Consider the following 17,684-nt stretch of genomic DNA (forward strand, 5'->3'; position numbering starts at 1 on the left):
CCTCCTTACTTCATCATCATGGTCAAGTTGCCAGCAGTGATAATGACGGTAATGCTTAAAAAGAACATGAGCGACACGACAGCAAGTGCGGCAAAGATATAAAGAACACTTTTTGAAATGACATCAAGACAGCTGATGATCGGTCCGCCTCCTAATGGCTGAAGAATGGCTGCGGCAAGCTTATATATAAGGGCTAGTGAGAGCACTTTAATCGCCGGGAAGGCGGCAATTGAAATGAGAATGGCGACGCCAACAAGTCCGACCGTATTTTTGAGTAACACAGAGGCACTGATCACGGTATCCGTCGCATCTGTAAACATTCTGCCAAGGACAGGGATGAAATTTCCGGTAATAAATTTGGCTGTACGAAGAGCGATTCCATCCGTAATTGCAGCAGATGCACCTTGCACAGAAATGACGCCAAGAAAGACAGTTAAAAAAACGGCTAACCCACCTATCGCCACATTTCTTAACAGCTGGGCAAGCTGGGTGACCTTGTATTGTTCGGTCAGCGTACTGACAATGCTCAATATCGCAGATAAAAAGATAAGGGGAAGAACGACATATTGAATAAAAACGCCGCTCGTATTCATCAAAAATAAAATAACGGGATGAAAGAATCCGGCTGAGACAAGCCCGCCTGATGAAGCAATAAGTGCTAATAAAAGAGGAATAAGAGCAAGAATAAAACTGGTCATCGTTTGAATGGCTTCTGTTGCATAAGAAATCGCCACATGAAAGCTGTTGAGTGCAATAATGATCAGCACCATATAAACAAGAGCGTATGCGACTTTACTGACGGTGCTTTGCTCAAACGCATTCTGCAAAAGCTGCAAAAGCGAACAAAAGATGGTGAGTAAAATCAGTGTACCTAGGAGCTTTCCGTTTGCTATGACCTCGTGAAAAAGATAATGAACAAAGGCTTTCAGCCATGTTTGGGGAGACAGCTCTTTATCGCCATCAATCATTTCCTTCACTGTGCCTTTTTGGCTTTCTGGCAGAAAGCCGCCATACTCGTCCAATATGGTTTCCCAAAAGTCATTGATGGATTGAAGCTCTAGTGCATCAGCCTGTCCATTCGCCACTTCCTCTGCCGCTGGTTCTTCATTTGATAAAGGTACTTTCTCTTCTGCACCTGCATGCGGAGCGATCAGCCAGAAGAAAAGCATCAGTCCCATAACAGCTGTCACCCGTTTCATTGTCATCACCTCTTTTCAATTACGTCATGGACGGGATCATACCTAAGATGGTCTCAATGATGACTGTTAAAATAGGGACTGCCATGACCAAGATGAGAATTTTGCCGCCAAGCTCTATTTTTGATGCAATGGCGCCTTGTCCAGCATCTTTTGTCAGCTGGGCGCCGAATTCTGCAATATAGGCAATGCCAATAATTTTTAAAATGGTTTCAACATACTTCATATTGACGCCGGCGCTTGCCGCAATTTTTTCAATCATCGAGATAATGGCATAGATTTGATCAATTAAATAAAGAAAAATCACACATCCTGTAAAAACAACAAGCATAAAGGCGAAGGTCGGCTTTTGTTCTTTGACGATTAATGCTAAAAAAGTAGCGATTAAACCAAGTCCAACAATTTGTATGATTTCGATTTGTAAGCCCTCCCCTATCCTTGAAATAGAAATACGGCTTTAATCTTTTTAAACAAATCATCTACAATGGTTGCCACCATAAACAAAATGTAGATAAACCCAAGCAGCGTGACCCACTGAGCGTACTCCTTTTTCCCCATTTGATCTAAAATCGTATGGAGGAATGCCACAACGATGCCTACTCCCGCAATTTGAAAAATGACGTTTACATCAACGCCCATGCTCTCGACTCCCTTCCTCTCACATCAATAAAAGAATCAGTAGTAATCCGCTTAAAAATCCGAGACTTCTGACCATTTTTTCATTTTTCGCTTGGGCAATTTCAGCTTCCTTCTCCTCCGATTCCAAATGACCTAAAGCAAGCTTGATATACTTTTGCTGAGACGTGACATCATGCTGGCCAAGTGTTTCTCCAAAGTGCTTCAGTGCCTCATATTCGCCTTTTTTCAAAACGGTTTTTTTCCAAACATCCTCAAGACTCTCATTCCATGCATGCCGTGCCGAAAAAGTTCCGACTTTGAGTTTTTCTGCAAATTGTTCAAATAACCGATTCACAGGAGGACCTACTTGCGACGCAATTTGCTCTGCAGCCCGCGCTAGAGGCGTTTGCCCATACATAATTTCAGCTTCAAGAGACTGGAGCGCAAACCGAAGCTGCCGAATTTGTTTCGGCCGGTCGCTATATCGTTTGGCAAACTCGAACCCTCCCCAAGTCGTAGCCGCGACAATCAAGATAGCGCCAATGAGCTTTAACATACGTCCACTCCCCGCCTCCATTTCATCTCTTGTCCGTCTTGGTCATATATCCGCCTAATCGTGCCGGGACCATTCTTGCGATTTAATTCAACATATCGTTCAAATACTCGAAGCTCCCATAACGGCTTCAATGATGGGCGTCTATACACATCTTCAAGTGAATAGCCATGAACTGAGACGATAATGGTGACTCCGGCATGAATCGCTTCTAAAAGTGCCTGTACATCCTCGCTTTTTCCGATTTCATCGACAATCATGACCTCTGGACTCATAGATCGAATCATCATCATCAAACCTTCAGCCTTTGGACACGCATCGAGCACATCAACCCGGTGTCCAAACTGGTGCTGCGGCACCCCTCTTATACACCCAGCGATTTCGGAACGCTCATCTATAATGCCTGTTTTTTTAGGAGGAATTGCTTTTGTGCCAGTACTAGCCAGTCTTGCTACATCCCGCAATAATGTCGTTTTCCCTGTTTGCGGTGGACCGATGATGAGTGTATTGCACCAGTGCTCGTCATATAAATAAGGAAGAAAGGGAAGCGCAATCCCGATTTTTTCTTTTGCGATGCGGATATTAAATGAAGAGATATCTCTTAATCCTTTGACAATGCCGTTTTCAACGATCACCTTTCCTGCAATTCCCACCCGGTGTCCGCCAGATATGGTGATGTAGCCTTGCTTTAGCTCTTCTTCAAGTGTGTACATGCTGTAATTGCTCAGCCTGCCTAATAGCTGAGACGCATCTTCTCCTGTTGTGCGATAAGAAAGAAAGCGCGGTTTTCCTCTTTGCATCAATTCAATAGGACGATCCGTGCGAATGCGGATTTCTTCTATTTGATCCCATTCTGCTTCTTTTAGCAGTCTAAGTTCTTGTCCAATCGAGTGCGGGAGAATATCCAACAAACTCCGCAACGAATTCCCCTCCTTTTTTTCTTCTCTAAAATGTATGATGGGAGCCGTTAATTATGCCAAGCCGTTTCACTTATAGATCCCAACAAGAATAAACACGACACCAATGAAAATAAAGACGAGCTTGGCATAGGATAACTGCCCTGCAATTTGATAGATTCCAATCGTCATCGTGATAATAAAAATGAGCGGCCCAATGATCGCCAATATACTATTGATGACAACCGCTTTTCGAACGTCATTTGTGACTAAAATGAGGATGGCGGCCGTCAGTTCAATCGCTGCCGATAAGAACCTCATGCCGGCCATTGCAGCTACTGACGGATGGATGCCTGGGAAAAGAAATGGTTTCATATAGAACCTCCAGCTTTTTTTACACTATATGCTTGTCTAGATGGAAGTAGTCTTGTTTTTCAGAAAGGAAAAGAGATGAATGAGAGAATTGAGAGAAGGTCTGCCTTTTGAGGAGTCTTACATGTTTTACAATAAAAAAAGACTGTAAACACGACGTTTACAGTCAAAGCGTGTAGACAAACCCTCGCATTCGGTGTCAGTCCTGCGCGCCGATGCTCACGAATGGCAAATTCGCTCCGCTTCGGTGCTCGTCCTTCCTAGACTTCAAAGGTTTTCTATCACGCTGAAAAGAAGACAAAGGGCTAAAATAAACGTCATTTTAGCCCTTTGTCAACAATCTAAAAAGACTGTAAACACGAGGTTTACAGTCTTTCTTCGTTCATTACGCTCTTGACACGTATGAACCGTCTGATGTATTAATGACTAGTTTATCTCCTTGGTTCACAAAGAAAGGAACGTTGACGATTAAACCAGTTTCAGTTTTTGCAGGTTTTGAGCCGCCTGATGTTGTGTCACCTTTAATACCAGGCTCTGTTTCTACTACTTCTAGTTCTACCGTGTTTGGAAGTTCTACTCCAAGTGTTTCAGCACCGTACATCACAATTTGAACTGACATATTTTCTAGCAAATATTTCAGCTCATCTTTAATTTGTGTTTCACTTAGTTCAAGCTGCTCATAAGAACTTGTATCCATGAAGACATGCTGGTCGCCATTTGCGTACAAGTACTGCATTGTTTTTGTTTCAATTTGAGCTTTCGCTACTTTTTCGCCTGCACGGAATGTTTTTTCTTGAATGGCACCAGTACGCAGGTTACGCAGTTTCGAACGAACAAACGCTGCGCCTTTCCCTGGCTTTACGTGTTGGAAATCCACTACACGCCAAATACCGCCGTCCACTTCAATTGTCAGGCCTGTACGAAAATCGTTTACTGAAATCATTTTGTCATCCTCCTACATTTCACCATCATAATATGATAAGTTCTTTCGGTGAGTGGGTCAATCGTTTATTGCCGTCAGCTGTCAGGACAATATCATCCTCAATTCTCACGCCGCCGACATCCGGCAAGTAAATTCCCGGCTCAACTGTCACGACCATTCCTTCTTCTAAGACGACCTCTGATCGTGAGGAAAGGCCTGGCGCTTCATGTACTTCCATCCCTAGCCCGTGGCCAGTTGAATGCCCGAAGTATTGACCATAGCCATACTTTTCAATGATGTCACGTGTGATGCGATCAGCTTCTTTTCCTGTTAAGCCTGGCTTGATTCTATCCACACCAGCGTTTTCTGCTTCTAATACGATATGATAAATTTCCTTTAGTTTATCGCTCGGTGTGCCGACAGCAATCGTTCTTGTCATATCAGAACAATAACCTTTATAGTAAGCACCAAAATCGAGTGTGACTAAATCACCAGATTCAATCACCTTTTCACTCGCTCTTCCGTGCGGCAGGCTTGAACGAACACCTGAGGCGACAATCATATCGAATGAAGATCCTTCAGCGCCTTCTTTTCTCATGAAAAATTCAAGCTCGTTCATGACAGCAATTTCCGTCAAGCCCGGCTTGATGTAAGTGAGAATATGATCAAAGGCGTGATCTGCAATCTTCGCAGCTTCCTCTAATATCTTAATCTCTTCACTAGACTTAATCAAGCGCAACTTTTCAACTGATTCTGAGACCGGAACAAGCTCTATATCGCCTGCTTTATCTGCATACTGCTGGTACGTGGCAAATGTCATATGATGTTGTTCAAACCCAAGGCGTTTTATCCCAAATTCCTTTGCCGTTTGGGCTGCGGTTTCTACGATGTTTCCTTTATGTTCAATAATGTCGTAGCCTTTTACTTGGTCCTTCGCTTGCTCTGTATAACGAAAATCCGTGATAAAAGCTGCCTGGTCCTTTGAAACAACTGCAAGACCGGCTGAGCCAGTAAAGCTGGTCATGTACTGTAAATTAAAGCTGCTCGTAATGACAAGACCATCGATCTCTAATTCAGATAAAAGTGTTCTTAACTTTTCAAGTTTCATGATACTGCTCCCCCTTCACTCACTAAATAACGAATCGCCAATTTATACCCTTCTAAACCAAGACCAACGATTTGCCCTTGGCATACTGGAGCAAGTACAGAATGATGGCGGAATTCCTCTCTCTTATGAACGTTTGAGATATGTACTTCGACGACGGATAAAGAAATACTTGCAATGGCATCTCTCAGCGCATAGCTGTAGTGTGTAAAAGCACCCGGGTTAAACACGACTCCATCGTACTGATCTTCTGCCTCGTGGAGCGCATCAATCAAATCCCCTTCGTGATTCGATTGAAAGAACGTTAACTGGATATTGGCTCTTTCTGCAAACTGGAACAAATCCGTTTCTAAATCTGTCAGCGTCTTACTTCCGTAAACAGCCGGCTCTCTTTTGCCAAGCCTATTTAAATTGGGCCCATTCAGCACAAGAAAATGAGGCATACAACCACTCCTTCACCCTAATTCAATCTATATCGAGATCTGTTTCTTTTTCATTAGAAACCTTTCGTTCCCAAAAATATTTTATCATATGAATAGGTGATTTACACTTTATTCTGTCTTTTTCCCGAGTGCCCTTGCAAGCTTCTGACTCGTTAATTCATTATATTCAAACGAAATACTGTACCCGACAAACATGCCATATAAAATATATAGGCAAAATGTCGTGACGATGGTGCTTTGCTGCAAATCTTGGACTTGCTTTACATCTGGGAAAATCGGATTAAATACGTAAAAAACGAGCAGCCATAAAAGCGCGCCATATATCAGCCCCATCCAATAGCCTTTGATTCGTTTTAAAACCCCATAATAAATAAAGGCTGCTCCAATCGATAAAACCCCTAAAAGCACAATACTAATAAAAGTGCCAAGTCCTCCCTTTTTCCACTCTCCGAGCACAAAAGGCTGAAGGAGCATATTGGGACTCACCTCTGAGAAATGAAACATATGGGTCAGAAACCCGATAAAGCCCCAAAAAACACCGCCAACAAAGCCTGTCGCAGCTGCTCTTGCCCACAGCGATGACGTTTGTACAGCCTGATTTGTCTCTTCTTGGTTTTTCTTTTCATCACGTTTCATTTGTGAACACCTCCAGCAAGTAGTATGTCCAAAATGTCATAAAAAAAAGGATTTCCATACGTGAGTGTAAAATTTTTATAACAGGGTATACTGGCTAAAAAGAGGTAGATAGAATTCTAGTAGATAATCGACTTGTGCGCTAGTGATTTCCCCTCATTTCCTGTACAATAAAGGTATAAGGAAATGCATGTAAATTACAGGAAACAGGCAGGTTGATGAAATATGTCCAATCAAACAAAACGTCCAGCATATGGAGGGCAGGCAGTTGTCGAAGGTGTCATGTTTGGAGGTAAAAAGAACTATGTGACAGCGATTCGGCGAAAGGATCAGTCCATTGAGTTTTTGAAGCTTCCCCGGACCTCCAATAAACGAACCGCCTTTCTCAAGAAAATCCCCTTTGTCAGGGGTGTTGCTGCACTTGTTGAAGCAAGCGCAAATGGCAGTAAGCACTTGAACTTCTCCAGCGAGCGCTATGACTTAGATCCTTCAGAAGATCATACTCTTGAAAAAGAACAAAAAAGCTCGAAATTATCCATGATTTTCGGCATTGCTGTAATCGGAGTTCTCTCTCTTCTCTTTAGTAAATTTGTCTTTACCCTAGTACCTGTCTTTTTAGCTGAACTGGTGCGGCCCGTCTTTTCAGGGAATTTCGCACAAATCGCAGTGGAAACATTCTTTAAACTGGTCCTGTTATTAGGCTACATTTACTTTATTTCCATGACCCCTTTAATTAAAAGGGTATTTCAATATCATGGCGCAGAACATAAAGTCATAAACTGCTATGAACAGAATCTTGACATCACAGTGGAAAATGTACAAAAACAATCACGGCTGCATTATCGATGCGGTAGCAGCTTTATTTTATTCACTGTCATTGTCGGAATGTTCGTCTATTTACTCGTACCGACAGATCCTTTATGGGTGAGAGTTCTGAATCGCTTGGCGCTCATTCCGGTTGTTCTGGGCATTTCATTTGAAGTGCTTCAGCTCACGAACAAACTCCGAGAAGTGCCTGTGCTTAAAGTGCTTGGCTATCCTGGCCTTTGGCTGCAATTGCTCACAACAAAAGAACCCTCTGACGATCAAGTCGAGGTAGCCATTGCAAGTTTTAATGAACTTCTTCGTTTAGAGGAAGCGTCTGAGAAACAAGCATCAGATTCTGCTCATCAAGTGATCTAACTTATAAATCCGGTAAATTCCTTCGGAGGTGGACAGTTATGAATCGCCGAGTACATCCTGCTTTTACCATTATTTTCGCTTTAGGTGTTTTGGGATTTGTGTATTTACTCACAACGAATCCAGGCAGACTTTTTACAATGCTGCTATCAGTTGTGATCATTGGAGCGGTTCTATTTTTCCTATTTAGATGGCTGATGAATCGAAGAACTGGAACAGAGGGCAATCTTTATCGTAAAGCAGTCAAACAATCAAAACGTCGCTACCAGCAGCCTAAACCAAAAACGAAAAGCCAGATGAAAAATCGGGTCACTCATTTGCGAAGCGTGCCGACTGACCACAAGTCTAAGCCCGTCCTTCTCAAAAAGAAAAGCCAAACACAGTTAACTGTGATTGAAGGCAAGAAAAACAAAAAGAAAAATCGCGCCTTGTTTTAAAATGTCCAGCTTTTTAAAAATTGCTCGGCTTTCTGTCTGCCTAGATCGACAAGCGCCTTTTTCTTTTCTGTCTTCAGATGAAAATCAGTGGCAATGACGTGTTCTACAGGAATAAAAATAACATGACGTTCGTGTTTTGTGGCAATGTGTCTTTCGTCATGAGCACCACGCATCGTTTCAAAAAGAGCGCCAAACAGTTCAAACGCATTGCGGATGGAGTGTTGAGGGCGTTCTTTTTCGTTTGGGGTTAATGTGACACCGACGAACGGTCTTTTTTTCTCTTCCGCAAACAACCAAATTGGAAAATTGCTAAGCACTCCTCCATCCACAATGGTACAAATGCCTTTTGATGACCTTAGTTTGACAGGCTCGAAAAAATACGGCAGGCTGCAACTCATCCGAATCGCCCTTGCAACGGAAAAGCGCTCTGGATTTAAGCCGTATGAAGGAAGGTCGTCTGGCAGCACGAGGATTTTCCCATTTGTTAAATCGGAGGCAACAATTTTCAGCGAATCTTTTTTGAGATCTCCAAATACGGTAACCCCTTTTCGTTTTAAAACGTCTGTCAGCCATTTTTCCAGCCGGTCGCCTTTGTACAGACCGAGGCGCCAGTAAATGGATACCCACCTGAGCATTTGAAACGGAATGAATTGGCATCTCCTGTCAAGTAAGTGATGTTCCTCCATTTCATCTAAAAGCTCCCGAATCTCCTGACTAGTAAAACCTGCTGCGATGAATGAAGCAATGATCGCTCCAGCACTTGTACCAGCAAGGCGGACAAATTGATATCCTCTCGCTTCAAGCGCTTCATAGGCACCCGCAAGTGCTGCCCCTTTAATGCCTCCACCTGAGAACACACCATCTATCTTCATCAAGGAGCCCCCTTTGATATCACGCTATTAATAGTGTAAGAGCATATGCTTTCAATTAGAACTTTAATCAAAAAGGACACCCATGCTGAGGGTGTCCTTTCAGCGCGCGGACAAACCCTCGCATTCGGTGTCAGGTCTGCGCTCCGGTGCTCACGAATGTCAAATTCGCTCCGCTCCGGTACTCGTCCTTCCTAGACTGCAAAGGTTTTCAAGTCACGCTGAAAAAACAGAAGACAAAGGGCTAAAATAAAGTTCATTTTAGCCCTTTGTCAACAATATGAAAGAACACCCTTGCTAAGGGTGTCCTTTTTCTTAAGATTCTTGATTTGTTTGTTCGTTTTTCTTTTGAATCGCTTTCAGCTGAACAGATCGCTCGTCGTTTTCTTCAAAGAATTGAACAAGATCGCCGATGCGGTCAATGCTGTTCCAGCTGAGATGATGTTCAATGCCTTCTACATCATCATAAATTTTCTCTTCATCTACACCAATGATTCTTAAAAATTGCTCTAGCAGTTCATGTCTGTATACGAGACGTTTTCCAATTTTTTTGCCTTTCGGGGTTAAAATTAGACCACGATACTTCTCATAAATGAGGTATTCATCTTTATCTAGCTTCTGAACCATTTTTGTTACAGAGGAGGGATGGACAGCGAGTGCTTCTGCAATATCAGAGACTCTGGCATATCCTTTTTCTTCTATCAGCATATATATTTGTTCAATGTAATCTTCCATACTAGGTGTAGTCATAAAACCCCTCCATAATGCACCTTTACTTAATAATCATAACAATTCTACACCATCGCCCATTAAAAAACAAGGAGTGTCCACTGTCTTAACGCTTGTAATTCCACTCGTCTGAGGCATATTTCGTTTTGGCGAGATGATGGACAAACGCTAATTCTTCATCTGTCAGCTCATAAGGCACAAGCTCAATATTTAACCCTTTTTCAAATCCTCGTTTAAACGCAACACGCGCATCGTCTATTGTACAAGTTCGGTCTGAGATTTCATTGATGGCGACCGCTTTGTTTTTAAAGCTCCGCTGCATCCGCTCTCTCACACGGTCGTTTGGATAAAGAAATAAATCGAACAATTTGTCCTCATCAAGGTCAATTAAGATGGAGCCGTGCTGGAGGATCACTCCTTTTTGTCTCGTTTGAGCACTGCCTGCTACCTTTCTGCCTTCTACGACAAGCTCATACCAGGAAGGAGCATCGAAGCATACAGACGATCTTGGATTTTTTAAGCTTTCTTTTTCTTTATCTGTACGAGGAATGGCAAAATATGCATCGAGTCCCAGTTCTTTAAAGCCCTCTAAAATGCCTTCTGAAATGACGCGGTATGCCTCTGTCACCGTCGCTGGCATTTCTGGATGTTCCTCTGACACAATCACGCTGTAGGTCAGCTCCTGATCATGAAGAACCCCCCGCCCTCCAGTTGGTCTACGGACAAACCCAAGACCATAGCGCTCGACTGCTTCCATGTTGATTTCCTTTTCAACATGCTGAAAATACCCAACAGACAATGTCGCCGGATTCCATCCATAAAAACGGATGACAGGCGGGATGAGCTTCTCACTATGCCAATAAAGCAAGGCTTCATCCATTGCCATGTTAAAGGCAGGGTCTTGATTTCCTGTATCAATGAAACACCATTTCTCTTTTTGCATATAAAAATCCCTTCTCTTTTACGTAGTCAATGTTAGATGATGGTGATGGCCACCGGTTTTCTCTCTTCATCAGTCTATCAAATAGGGAACGAATTGAAAATAATTCTTACCATTTATGATGACAAGTTTCTTTTGCTTTACTATAATAGTATTTGTCTAAAACGTACCATCAGACAGACTACTGTGCTGATGCTCAAGAAGGAGTCGAGTTGTATTGTCAATATTCAACTATATCGTCCTCTCACTTTGTGGACTTTTCGTTCTTTATTCCATCGGCAGCTACATTTATCAGCAGCGCATTATGAAAACGCTGACGGAAGCAGAATTTATTAAAGGTTACCGCAAAGCTCAACTCATTGATGTGAGAGAGCCAAATGAGTTTGAAGGCGGACATATTTTAGGGGCCAGAAACATCCCCCTTTCCCAGCTAAAGCAGCGCAAAAATGAAATTCGTCCTGACAAGCCTGTTTATCTCTATTGCCAAAACAATTTAAGAAGCGGAAAAGCAGCTCAAACTTTACGTAAAAACGGCTGTCGTGAGATTTATAATTTAAAAGGCGGCTTTAAAAAATGGGGCGGCCGCATCAAAACAAAGAACTAACAAAAAAGACTCTGGGAGCGTGATCCCCCTGAGTCTTTTTTTCTTTATCTTTCAAAAACGAGGACTGGATTCCGCGCGGCCTTTGTTTCGTCCATTCGTTTGACGACCGTCGTATGCGGCGCTTCCTGTACCACTTCTGGATTCTCTTCTGCTTCTTTGGCAATCTGAATCATCGCTTCGATAAAGGCATCAAGAGTTTCTTTTGATTCTGTTTCAGTTGGTTCAATCATGATACATTCCTCTACATTGAGCGGGAAGTAGATCGTTGGCGGATGATAGCCAAAATCAAGTAATCGTTTGGCAATATCGAGTGTCCGCACACCTAATTTTTTCTGACGTTTACCTGAAAGAACAAATTCATGCTTACAGTGACGGTCAAATGGCAAATCGAAATGAGCACTTAAGCGGCGCATCATATAGTTCGCATTTAACACGGCATTATCCGTTACAGCCTTTAGGCCGTCTGGACCCATAGAGCGAATGTACGCATATGCTCTGACGTTAATGCCAAAGTTGCCATAGAACGGCTTCACGCGGCCAATTGATTCTGGTCGATCATCATCAAAGTAAAAGCGGCCTTCCTTCTTCACAAGCACCGGCTTTGGCAAGTATGGGATCAAATCCTTTTTGACGCCTACAGGACCTGAACCAGGGCCTCCGCCTCCATGTGGACCTGTAAAGGTTTTATGGAGATTTAAGTGAACGACGTCAAACCCCATATCCCCCGGTCTTGCTCTGCTTAAAACGGCATTCAAGTTGGCTCCGTCATAATAAAGCTTACCGCCAGCTCCATGAACGATTTCAGCCATTTCTAAAATATTTTCTTCGAATAGACCGAGTGTATTCGGATTCGTCAGCATTAAAGCAGCTGTTTCTTCATTGACAACACGGCGCAGGTCCTCTAAATCAACAAGCCCATTCGCATCAGATGCGACGGTAATGGTTTCAAATCCGGCCACTGTCGCAGATGCCGGGTTCGTTCCATGGGCAGAATCAGGCACAATGACTTTTGTTCGCTTATGGTCTCCTCTTGCTTCATGGTACGCACGGATCATCATGAGTCCTGTCCATTCCCCGTGTGCTCCTGCCGCAGGCTGTAATGTCACAGCGTCCATCCCAGTAATTTCTTCAAGATGAGCACCCAGGTCGTGGAGTAACTCTAATGCACCTTGCACAGTGTCTGCCTCCTGTAGTGGATGGACTTGCGCGAAGCCTGCAAGGCGTGCGACCTTTTCATTAATCTTCGGATTATATTTCATCGTACAAGAGCCAAGAGGATAAAATCCGGAATCGACCCCATGATTACGTCTTGATAATGCTGTATAATGACGCATGATATCAAGCTCAGATACTTCAGGAAGCTCAGCATCCTCATGACGGATATACGTGTCATCAAATAAAGACGGGATCTCCTGTTCAGGTACATCTAAATCAGGCAGGCTATAACCAATTCTTCCTTCTTTGGATAATTCAAAAATAAGCGGCTGATCTTGTTTATTCATGGCGATCCCCCAATTCCTTAATGAACGTATCAATTTCTTCTTTCGTTCTTAGCTCTGTTACGGCGACAAGCATGTGATGTTGAAGCTCTGGGTAGTCTATCCCTAAGTCATAGCCGCCGATGATTCCTTTTTCAAGCAATCGTTTATTGGCTTCTTTCACAGGCTCTTGTAATTTGATCACAAATTCATTAAAATGGGCCCCTTCTATATCAGCAAGAAGTCCATATGTTTGAGCCTGCATCTTAGCATAGTGCGCTTTTTGCACGTTTTGATAGGCGATGTCTTTGATGCCTGTTTTTCCGAGTGCTGTCATGGCAACGGAAGCGGCTAATGCATTTAATGCCTGATTCGAACAAATATTGGACGTCGCTTTATCTCTCCGAATATGCTGCTCACGCGCTTGAAGGGTCAGCACAAACCCACGAACACCATTTTCATCTTCTGTCTGCCCGACTAAACGACCTGGCACTTTTCGCATCAACTTTTTCGTCACAGCAAAATATCCGCAATGCGGCCCGCCAAACGCTGCTGGAATGCCAAACGGCTGTGCATCACCAACGACAATGTCTGCCCCAAGTTTACCTGGCGGCGTCAGTAACCCGAGTGCAAGCGGATTACTTGAGACAATGAACAGACTTTTTCCTTTATGCGCAATAGGTTCAATGTCTTTTAACGGTTCGACGACACCAAAGAAGTTTGGATATTGCACAAGAACTGCTGCTGTATCGTCACAGACGGCCTTCTCTAATGCTGCTAGATCCGTCTGCCCTTTTTTTGCAGGCACTTCAACAACTTCGATGTGCTGTCCTTTGGCGTATGTTTTTAGCACTGCTCTTGATTCAGGGTGAACCGTTTCAGAAACAACCACTTTTTTCTTTTTTGTATGTCCCGCAGCCAGCATCGCCGCTTCAGCTAATGCCGTCCCGCCATCATACATCGAGGAGTTGGCAAGATCCATACCCGTCAGCTCAGCAATCATTGTTTGAAATTCAAAAATGGCTTGTAGTTCACCTTGCGAAATCTCCGGCTGATAAGGTGTGTATGCTGTATAAAATTCGGAACGTGAGATGACATGATCAACAATGACAGGCTGGTAATGATCATATACACCGGCACCAAGAAACGATGCATAGGAAACCGTATCCTTATTCTTTGCAGCTAATCGGGATAATTCCCTTACAAGCTCTGTTTCAGATGCGGCTTCTTTAATGTTGTATGCTCCTTTAAATCTCACTTTTTCTGGGATATCTGAAAAAAGCTCATCAATCGACTGAACGCCGATGACATCCAGCATTTCTTTTTGATCTTGCTCGGTTTGCGGCAGATACCTGTGCTTCATCCTCTATTCCCCCTCGTTATTTGGCTCTTTTATAAAATGGTGTTGCGACGATTTTAGCTTTTAGACGTTTTTTGCGAACTTGTACTTCCACCTCTGCCTGAAGCTGCGCCTGAGAAGATTCGATCAAAGCAAGCCCGACATTTTTCTTTAATGTTGGGGATTGTGTGCCGGTTGTGACAACCCCAATCTGCTTTTCTCCTGAAAAGACCGGATAGTCTGTGCGCGGAATCCCTTTATCGATCATTTCAATGCCGACAAGCTTTCGCTTCGCTCCCTCTTCTTTTTGCTGTTTGAGCGCTTCTTTGCCAATAAAATTGGCTTCTTTATCCGTTTTGACAGCAAAGCCAATCCCGCCTTCTAATGGAGAGATATCCTTTGTCAGCTCCTGGCCATAAAGCGGAAGTCTTGCTTCAAATCTTAAGGTGTCACGTGCACCGAGCCCGCACGGTATTAACCCTTTTGGCTCGCCTGCTTCTAATAAAGCCGACCAAATGTGGATTGCATCTTCTGACTGGCAGTAGATTTCAAAGCCGTCCTCCCCTGTGTAGCCCGTTCTCGAAACAAGCACTTCTTTTTGAGAGACCTCAGCTTTTGATAAAAATGTAAATGGCTTGAGAGATGTCACCTCTTCATCCGCCACATCTTTCATAATGTCAGCAGCAAGAGGTCCTTGAAGTGCTAGCAAGGCGATTTGATCAGAGACATTTTGGATCAATACGTCGTTCTCACCTTGGTGCTGAAGCAGCCAATCCACATCTTTTTCAATATTTGATGCATTAATGACAAGCAGATAATTGTTCTTTTCTTTTTGATAGACGAGCAGATCATCCACCGTCCCGCCATCTTCATAGCACATGGCTGTATATAGTGCCTTACCGTCTGTCAGCTTAGACACATCATTGGTTAATAACCTTTGTAAAAAAGGAAGGGCATCTTGACCTTTGATTTCCACCTCACCCATGTGAGACACATCAAAAAGCCCTGCTTTTGTTCGAACAGCTTCATGTTCTTCTTTAATGGAAGAAAATTGGACAGGTAATTCCCAGCCCCCGAAGTCAATGGTTTTTGCGCCAAACGTTTCATACGCATGAAAAAGCGGTGTTCGTTTCAACATCAATCGTTTCCCCCTTTTTTCTTTCAGTGCAGATCACAAGCTGAATTTTCAGAAAAAAATCGCAGCAAAAAAGGACAGAGCGCTCCCTTTTATCAAAAAGAAGTCTCTGTCCTTGCACCTGAAAGTTTACAGCACAACAGCATTGTGCGTTTTCCCCTTTGGTGGTTTGCTAAAAATCGATGAGCAAACACTCTCCAGAGTTGCGTCCGGTAAGAGTACTTTTGCCTGAGAGATTCACTGAAACGATTCAGCTTGCTCCTTCGGCGCCTGCCAGTGCTAAATAACCGCCAAGTCTCTCCCCATACCATCATCCGCTCATATTCTTCACATTTATTGGACATACTATCAAAATGGGTGACTTATTTTCTAGATCACTTACCAACATCCTACCATTAGAAACGGATGAAGAGCAACAGAAAAATCATTAACATTTTTCAAACAAACATTCACTATCGTTCGCTTTTATTCATATATCTAGTCTTTTAAAGACCTCTTAAAAAATGAAGCGTTTAAATACAGAACAATTTTATCATTAACCTATTAGAAAGGCAGGCGATCACATTGAATATACAAACGATTTTTGATCAGGAATGGGCAAGTGAATTTCAGCAGCGGCTTGCAGCAGACGGCCCCTGGGCGAACTGGGAAATGTACCGTTTAGCGACGCAGGTTCAAAAAGTCACAGCCATTGATTCATTTGAAGGACTGCAAGCTCCCGCGCACCTGCCTGCATTCACGCCTTTAAAACATCAGCTTGAAGTAGCCAGAAGAGTCGTAGAAGAGATGAACGGAAAAGCCATTTTAGCAGATGAAGTGGGACTTGGAAAAACCGTAGAAGCAGGACTCATTATCAAAGAATACATGATTCGTGGACTTGCAAAAAAAATTCTCATACTTGTCCCCGCCTCCCTTGTGTCTCAATGGGTACAGGAGCTGCGGACGAAATTTTACATTGATGCTGTTGAACAAAAAAAGAGCTACGTGTGGGAGCAGTGTGACGTCGTGGTTTCCTCCATTGATACAGCCAAAAGACAGCCGCATCGAGACACCATTTTATCAATTGCCTACGATATGGTCATTATTGATGAAGCACACAAACTGAAAAACAATAAAACGAAAAACTATGAATTTGTGAGAAATCTAAATAAGAAATTCTGCCTGCTGCTGACAGCGACACCTATCCAAAACCGTATCGGAGAAATATTTAATCTCGTTTCCCTTCTGAAGCCAGGCCACCTCGGGAATGAACATCAGTTTAAAGATGTCTTTGCCAAAAAGGATTTACAGCTTGAAGACCACGACCGATTAAAACAGCTTGTGAATAAAGTGATGATTCGTAACCGAAGACAAGACACGGGCATCGAGTGGACAAAACGGCATGTCAAAACGATTTCCATTGATTTCTCTCCAACGGAACAAGCGTTATATGATGAAATCTGCAAGCTGAAAGAGAACCCGTCTTATACAAAGCACATGTTTTCCATCATGACCTTGGAACGTGAATGCTGTTCAAGCCGCGAGGCGGTCTATATGACGATTAAAAAAATGCAGGAAGATGAAAAACATATCCTTGGATCTTCTGCTATAGCGCAAATTATGGAGAAAATCAATCAAGTTCAGCAAAACACAAAGGCGCTTGAAGTCGTCAAGCTTATTCAGCAGTTAAATGAAAAGGTCATTATTTTCACCGAATACCGCGCGACACAAATATATTTACAATGGTTTCTTCAGCAAAATGGCATCAGCTCCGTTCCTTTTCGAGGCGGCTTTAAGCGGGGCAAAAAAGATTGGATGAAAGATTTATTTAGAGAACGGGCGCAAGTGTTAATTGCGACAGAAGCGGGCGGCGAAGGAATCAACCTTCAGTTTTGTAACCAAATCATCAACTACGATCTTCCGTGGAACCCGATGCGTCTAGAACAGCGAATTGGACGTATCCACCGCCTTGGACAAGAGCGAGATGTCCACATTTACAATATGGCAACAAACGGAACCGTTGAGGAACATATCTTAAAGCTTTTATATGAAAAAATTCAGCTGTTTGAAAACGTCATTGGCGATCTAGATGATATTTTAACGCGAATAGATATCAAAGATGCCGAAACAGAACTACATCAGATTCTCTTTCAGCACGAATCAGACGGAGACATGAAAAAGAAATTAACCCAGTTTGCTTCCTATTTATCAGAAGCAAAAACACCACTTTTAGAAAAAAGACAGCAAGGCTCATAAA

Annotated in this window: 20 protein-coding genes and 2 riboswitches; of the genes, 4 read left to right on the forward strand and 16 right to left on the reverse strand. The window is 43.0% G+C overall.

All coding sequences use genetic code 11. From position 1 onward, the window contains the following. Window positions 1-5 precede the first annotated feature (5 nt). The 10 genes from spoIIIAE to C6344_RS06965 form a co-directional block, all read right to left on the reverse strand. Window positions 6-1,199, reverse strand: coding sequence for a stage III sporulation protein AE (gene spoIIIAE, locus C6344_RS06915; protein WP_034661263.1), 1,194 nt, complete (start codon window positions 1,197-1,199; stop codon window positions 6-8). Window positions 1,200-1,218: 19 nt separating this feature from the next. Then, complete coding sequence (gene spoIIIAD / locus C6344_RS06920; protein WP_087978339.1) at window positions 1,219-1,632, reverse strand: stage III sporulation protein AD; 414 nt, start codon at window positions 1,630-1,632, stop codon at window positions 1,219-1,221. After that, complete coding sequence (spoIIIAC, locus tag C6344_RS06925; protein WP_003153142.1) at window positions 1,629-1,835, reverse strand: stage III sporulation protein AC; 207 nt, start codon at window positions 1,833-1,835, stop codon at window positions 1,629-1,631. The genes spoIIIAD and spoIIIAC overlap by 4 nt, the downstream gene beginning before the upstream one ends. A gap of 19 nt (window positions 1,836-1,854) precedes the next feature. Then, the gene (gene spoIIIAB, locus C6344_RS06930) at window positions 1,855-2,370 is read right to left on the reverse strand and encodes a stage III sporulation protein SpoIIIAB (protein ID WP_034661265.1); all 516 of its coding nucleotides are present in this window, start codon (window positions 2,368-2,370) and stop codon (window positions 1,855-1,857) included. Then, complete coding sequence (gene spoIIIAA / locus C6344_RS06935) at window positions 2,364-3,287, reverse strand: stage III sporulation protein AA (protein ID WP_106036853.1); 924 nt, start codon at window positions 3,285-3,287, stop codon at window positions 2,364-2,366. The genes spoIIIAB and spoIIIAA overlap by 7 nt, the downstream gene beginning before the upstream one ends. A gap of 66 nt (window positions 3,288-3,353) precedes the next feature. After that, a complete protein-coding gene (locus C6344_RS06940) occupies window positions 3,354-3,638 on the reverse strand; it encodes a YqhV family protein (protein ID WP_066030673.1) in 285 nt (94 codons plus the stop codon). A gap of 382 nt (window positions 3,639-4,020) precedes the next feature. Then, the gene (efp, locus tag C6344_RS06950; RefSeq protein WP_012010541.1) at window positions 4,021-4,578 is read right to left on the reverse strand and encodes an elongation factor P; all 558 of its coding nucleotides are present in this window, start codon (window positions 4,576-4,578) and stop codon (window positions 4,021-4,023) included. A 25-nt stretch (window positions 4,579-4,603) separates the two neighbouring features. Continuing rightward, window positions 4,604-5,665: a M24 family metallopeptidase gene (locus C6344_RS06955; protein ID WP_060596826.1), complete on the reverse strand. Its 1,062-nt coding sequence runs from the start codon at window positions 5,663-5,665 to the stop codon at window positions 4,604-4,606. Continuing rightward, window positions 5,662-6,105, reverse strand: coding sequence for a type II 3-dehydroquinate dehydratase (gene aroQ / locus C6344_RS06960; RefSeq protein ID WP_003215787.1), 444 nt, complete (start codon window positions 6,103-6,105; stop codon window positions 5,662-5,664). The genes C6344_RS06955 and aroQ overlap by 4 nt, the downstream gene beginning before the upstream one ends. A 108-nt stretch (window positions 6,106-6,213) precedes the next feature. Next, the gene (locus C6344_RS06965; RefSeq protein WP_066030670.1) at window positions 6,214-6,741 is read right to left on the reverse strand and encodes a YqhR family membrane protein; all 528 of its coding nucleotides are present in this window, start codon (window positions 6,739-6,741) and stop codon (window positions 6,214-6,216) included. A gap of 222 nt (window positions 6,742-6,963) precedes the next feature. Between C6344_RS06965 and C6344_RS06970 the strand changes: the two genes are divergently transcribed. Together C6344_RS06970 and C6344_RS06975 are read left to right on the forward strand one after the other, a co-directional pair. After that, complete coding sequence (locus tag C6344_RS06970) at window positions 6,964-7,920, forward strand: DUF1385 domain-containing protein (protein ID WP_060596827.1); 957 nt, start codon at window positions 6,964-6,966, stop codon at window positions 7,918-7,920. Window positions 7,921-7,958: 38 nt separating this feature from the next. Beyond that, on the forward strand, window positions 7,959-8,354 hold the full coding sequence (locus C6344_RS06975) for an SA1362 family protein (protein WP_106036854.1): 396 nt from the start codon (window positions 7,959-7,961) through the stop codon (window positions 8,352-8,354). Here C6344_RS06975 and C6344_RS06980 read toward each other — a convergent pair. The 3 genes from C6344_RS06980 to C6344_RS06990 all read right to left on the reverse strand — a co-directional run bounded on the left by C6344_RS06980 (window position 8,351) and on the right by C6344_RS06990 (window position 10,895). Further along, window positions 8,351-9,226 carry a patatin-like phospholipase family protein gene (locus tag C6344_RS06980; protein WP_060596829.1) on the reverse strand — a complete coding sequence of 292 codons (876 nt, stop codon included), beginning with the start codon at window positions 9,224-9,226 and terminating at the stop codon, window positions 8,351-8,353. The genes C6344_RS06975 and C6344_RS06980 overlap by 4 nt on opposite strands. A gap of 312 nt (window positions 9,227-9,538) precedes the next feature. Next, window positions 9,539-9,973, reverse strand: a complete 435-nt coding sequence (gene mntR, locus C6344_RS06985) for a transcriptional regulator MntR (RefSeq protein WP_003215946.1) — start codon at window positions 9,971-9,973, stop codon at window positions 9,539-9,541. An 85-nt stretch (window positions 9,974-10,058) separates the two neighbouring features. Then, window positions 10,059-10,895, reverse strand: a complete 837-nt coding sequence (locus C6344_RS06990) for a lipoate--protein ligase family protein (protein WP_003216009.1) — start codon at window positions 10,893-10,895, stop codon at window positions 10,059-10,061. 220 nt (window positions 10,896-11,115) lie between these two features. Between C6344_RS06990 and C6344_RS06995 the strand changes: the two genes are divergently transcribed. Further along, the gene (locus C6344_RS06995; protein WP_024718853.1) at window positions 11,116-11,496 is read left to right on the forward strand and encodes a rhodanese-like domain-containing protein; all 381 of its coding nucleotides are present in this window, start codon (window positions 11,116-11,118) and stop codon (window positions 11,494-11,496) included. 44 nt (window positions 11,497-11,540) lie between these two features. Here the strand turns inward: C6344_RS06995 and gcvPB are convergent, their stop codons facing one another. From gcvPB to gcvT, 3 genes are read right to left on the reverse strand one after another with little or no spacing between them, the layout of a single operon-like run. Beyond that, complete coding sequence (gcvPB, locus tag C6344_RS07000) at window positions 11,541-12,998, reverse strand: aminomethyl-transferring glycine dehydrogenase subunit GcvPB (protein ID WP_066030668.1); 1,458 nt, start codon at window positions 12,996-12,998, stop codon at window positions 11,541-11,543. Next, complete coding sequence (gene gcvPA / locus C6344_RS07005) at window positions 12,991-14,337, reverse strand: aminomethyl-transferring glycine dehydrogenase subunit GcvPA (RefSeq protein WP_106031003.1); 1,347 nt, start codon at window positions 14,335-14,337, stop codon at window positions 12,991-12,993. The genes gcvPB and gcvPA overlap by 8 nt, the downstream gene beginning before the upstream one ends. Before the next feature lie 16 nt (window positions 14,338-14,353). Further along, on the reverse strand, window positions 14,354-15,451 hold the full coding sequence (gene gcvT, locus C6344_RS07010; RefSeq protein WP_106048367.1) for a glycine cleavage system aminomethyltransferase GcvT: 1,098 nt from the start codon (window positions 15,449-15,451) through the stop codon (window positions 14,354-14,356). A 104-nt stretch (window positions 15,452-15,555) separates the two neighbouring features. Beyond that, a riboswitch (glycine riboswitch) is annotated at window positions 15,556-15,651 on the reverse strand. Window positions 15,652-15,654: 3 nt separating this feature from the next. Further along, window positions 15,655-15,762: riboswitch (glycine riboswitch) on the reverse strand. Between the two features lie 250 nt (window positions 15,763-16,012). Here gcvT and C6344_RS07015 point away from each other — a divergent pair. Then, a complete protein-coding gene (locus tag C6344_RS07015) occupies window positions 16,013-17,683 on the forward strand; it encodes a DEAD/DEAH box helicase (RefSeq protein ID WP_060596833.1) in 1,671 nt (556 codons plus the stop codon). Window position 17,684: the final 1 nt, after the last annotated feature.

The organism is Bacillus sp. GBSW19, assembly GCF_002998655.1.
Lineage (GTDB): Bacteria > Bacillota > Bacilli > Bacillales > Bacillaceae > Bacillus.

What these genes read in the sequence shown, in the direction of transcription:
- C6344_RS06980 (WP_060596829.1), bottom strand. Translation starts at nt 9,226, where the DNA reads ATGAAGATAGATGGTGTGTTCTCAGGTGGAGGCATTAAAGGGGCAGCA.
- aroQ (WP_003215787.1), bottom strand. Translation starts at nt 6,105, where the DNA reads ATGCCTCATTTTCTTGTGCTGAATGGGCCCAATTTAAATAGGCTTGGC.
- gcvPB (WP_066030668.1), bottom strand. Translation starts at nt 12,998, where the DNA reads ATGAATAAACAAGATCAGCCGCTTATTTTTGAATTATCCAAAGAAGGA.
- C6344_RS06940 (WP_066030673.1), bottom strand. Translation starts at nt 3,638, where the DNA reads ATGAAACCATTTCTTTTCCCAGGCATCCATCCGTCAGTAGCTGCAATG.
- C6344_RS06955 (WP_060596826.1), bottom strand. Translation starts at nt 5,665, where the DNA reads ATGAAACTTGAAAAGTTAAGAACACTTTTATCTGAATTAGAGATCGAT.
- gcvPA (WP_106031003.1), bottom strand. Translation starts at nt 14,337, where the DNA reads ATGAAGCACAGGTATCTGCCGCAAACCGAGCAAGATCAAAAAGAAATG.
- C6344_RS06970 (WP_060596827.1), top strand. Translation starts at nt 6,964, where the DNA reads ATGTCCAATCAAACAAAACGTCCAGCATATGGAGGGCAGGCAGTTGTC.
- C6344_RS06990 (WP_003216009.1), bottom strand. Translation starts at nt 10,895, where the DNA reads ATGCAAAAAGAGAAATGGTGTTTCATTGATACAGGAAATCAAGACCCT.
- spoIIIAB (WP_034661265.1), bottom strand. Translation starts at nt 2,370, where the DNA reads ATGTTAAAGCTCATTGGCGCTATCTTGATTGTCGCGGCTACGACTTGG.
- spoIIIAC (WP_003153142.1), bottom strand. Translation starts at nt 1,835, where the DNA reads ATGGGCGTTGATGTAAACGTCATTTTTCAAATTGCGGGAGTAGGCATC.
- spoIIIAE (WP_034661263.1), bottom strand. Translation starts at nt 1,199, where the DNA reads ATGAAACGGGTGACAGCTGTTATGGGACTGATGCTTTTCTTCTGGCTG.
- C6344_RS06965 (WP_066030670.1), bottom strand. Translation starts at nt 6,741, where the DNA reads ATGAAACGTGATGAAAAGAAAAACCAAGAAGAGACAAATCAGGCTGTA.
- C6344_RS06975 (WP_106036854.1), top strand. Translation starts at nt 7,959, where the DNA reads ATGAATCGCCGAGTACATCCTGCTTTTACCATTATTTTCGCTTTAGGT.
- mntR (WP_003215946.1), bottom strand. Translation starts at nt 9,973, where the DNA reads ATGACTACACCTAGTATGGAAGATTACATTGAACAAATATATATGCTG.
- gcvT (WP_106048367.1), bottom strand. Translation starts at nt 15,451, where the DNA reads ATGTTGAAACGAACACCGCTTTTTCATGCGTATGAAACGTTTGGCGCA.
- efp (WP_012010541.1), bottom strand. Translation starts at nt 4,578, where the DNA reads ATGATTTCAGTAAACGATTTTCGTACAGGCCTGACAATTGAAGTGGAC.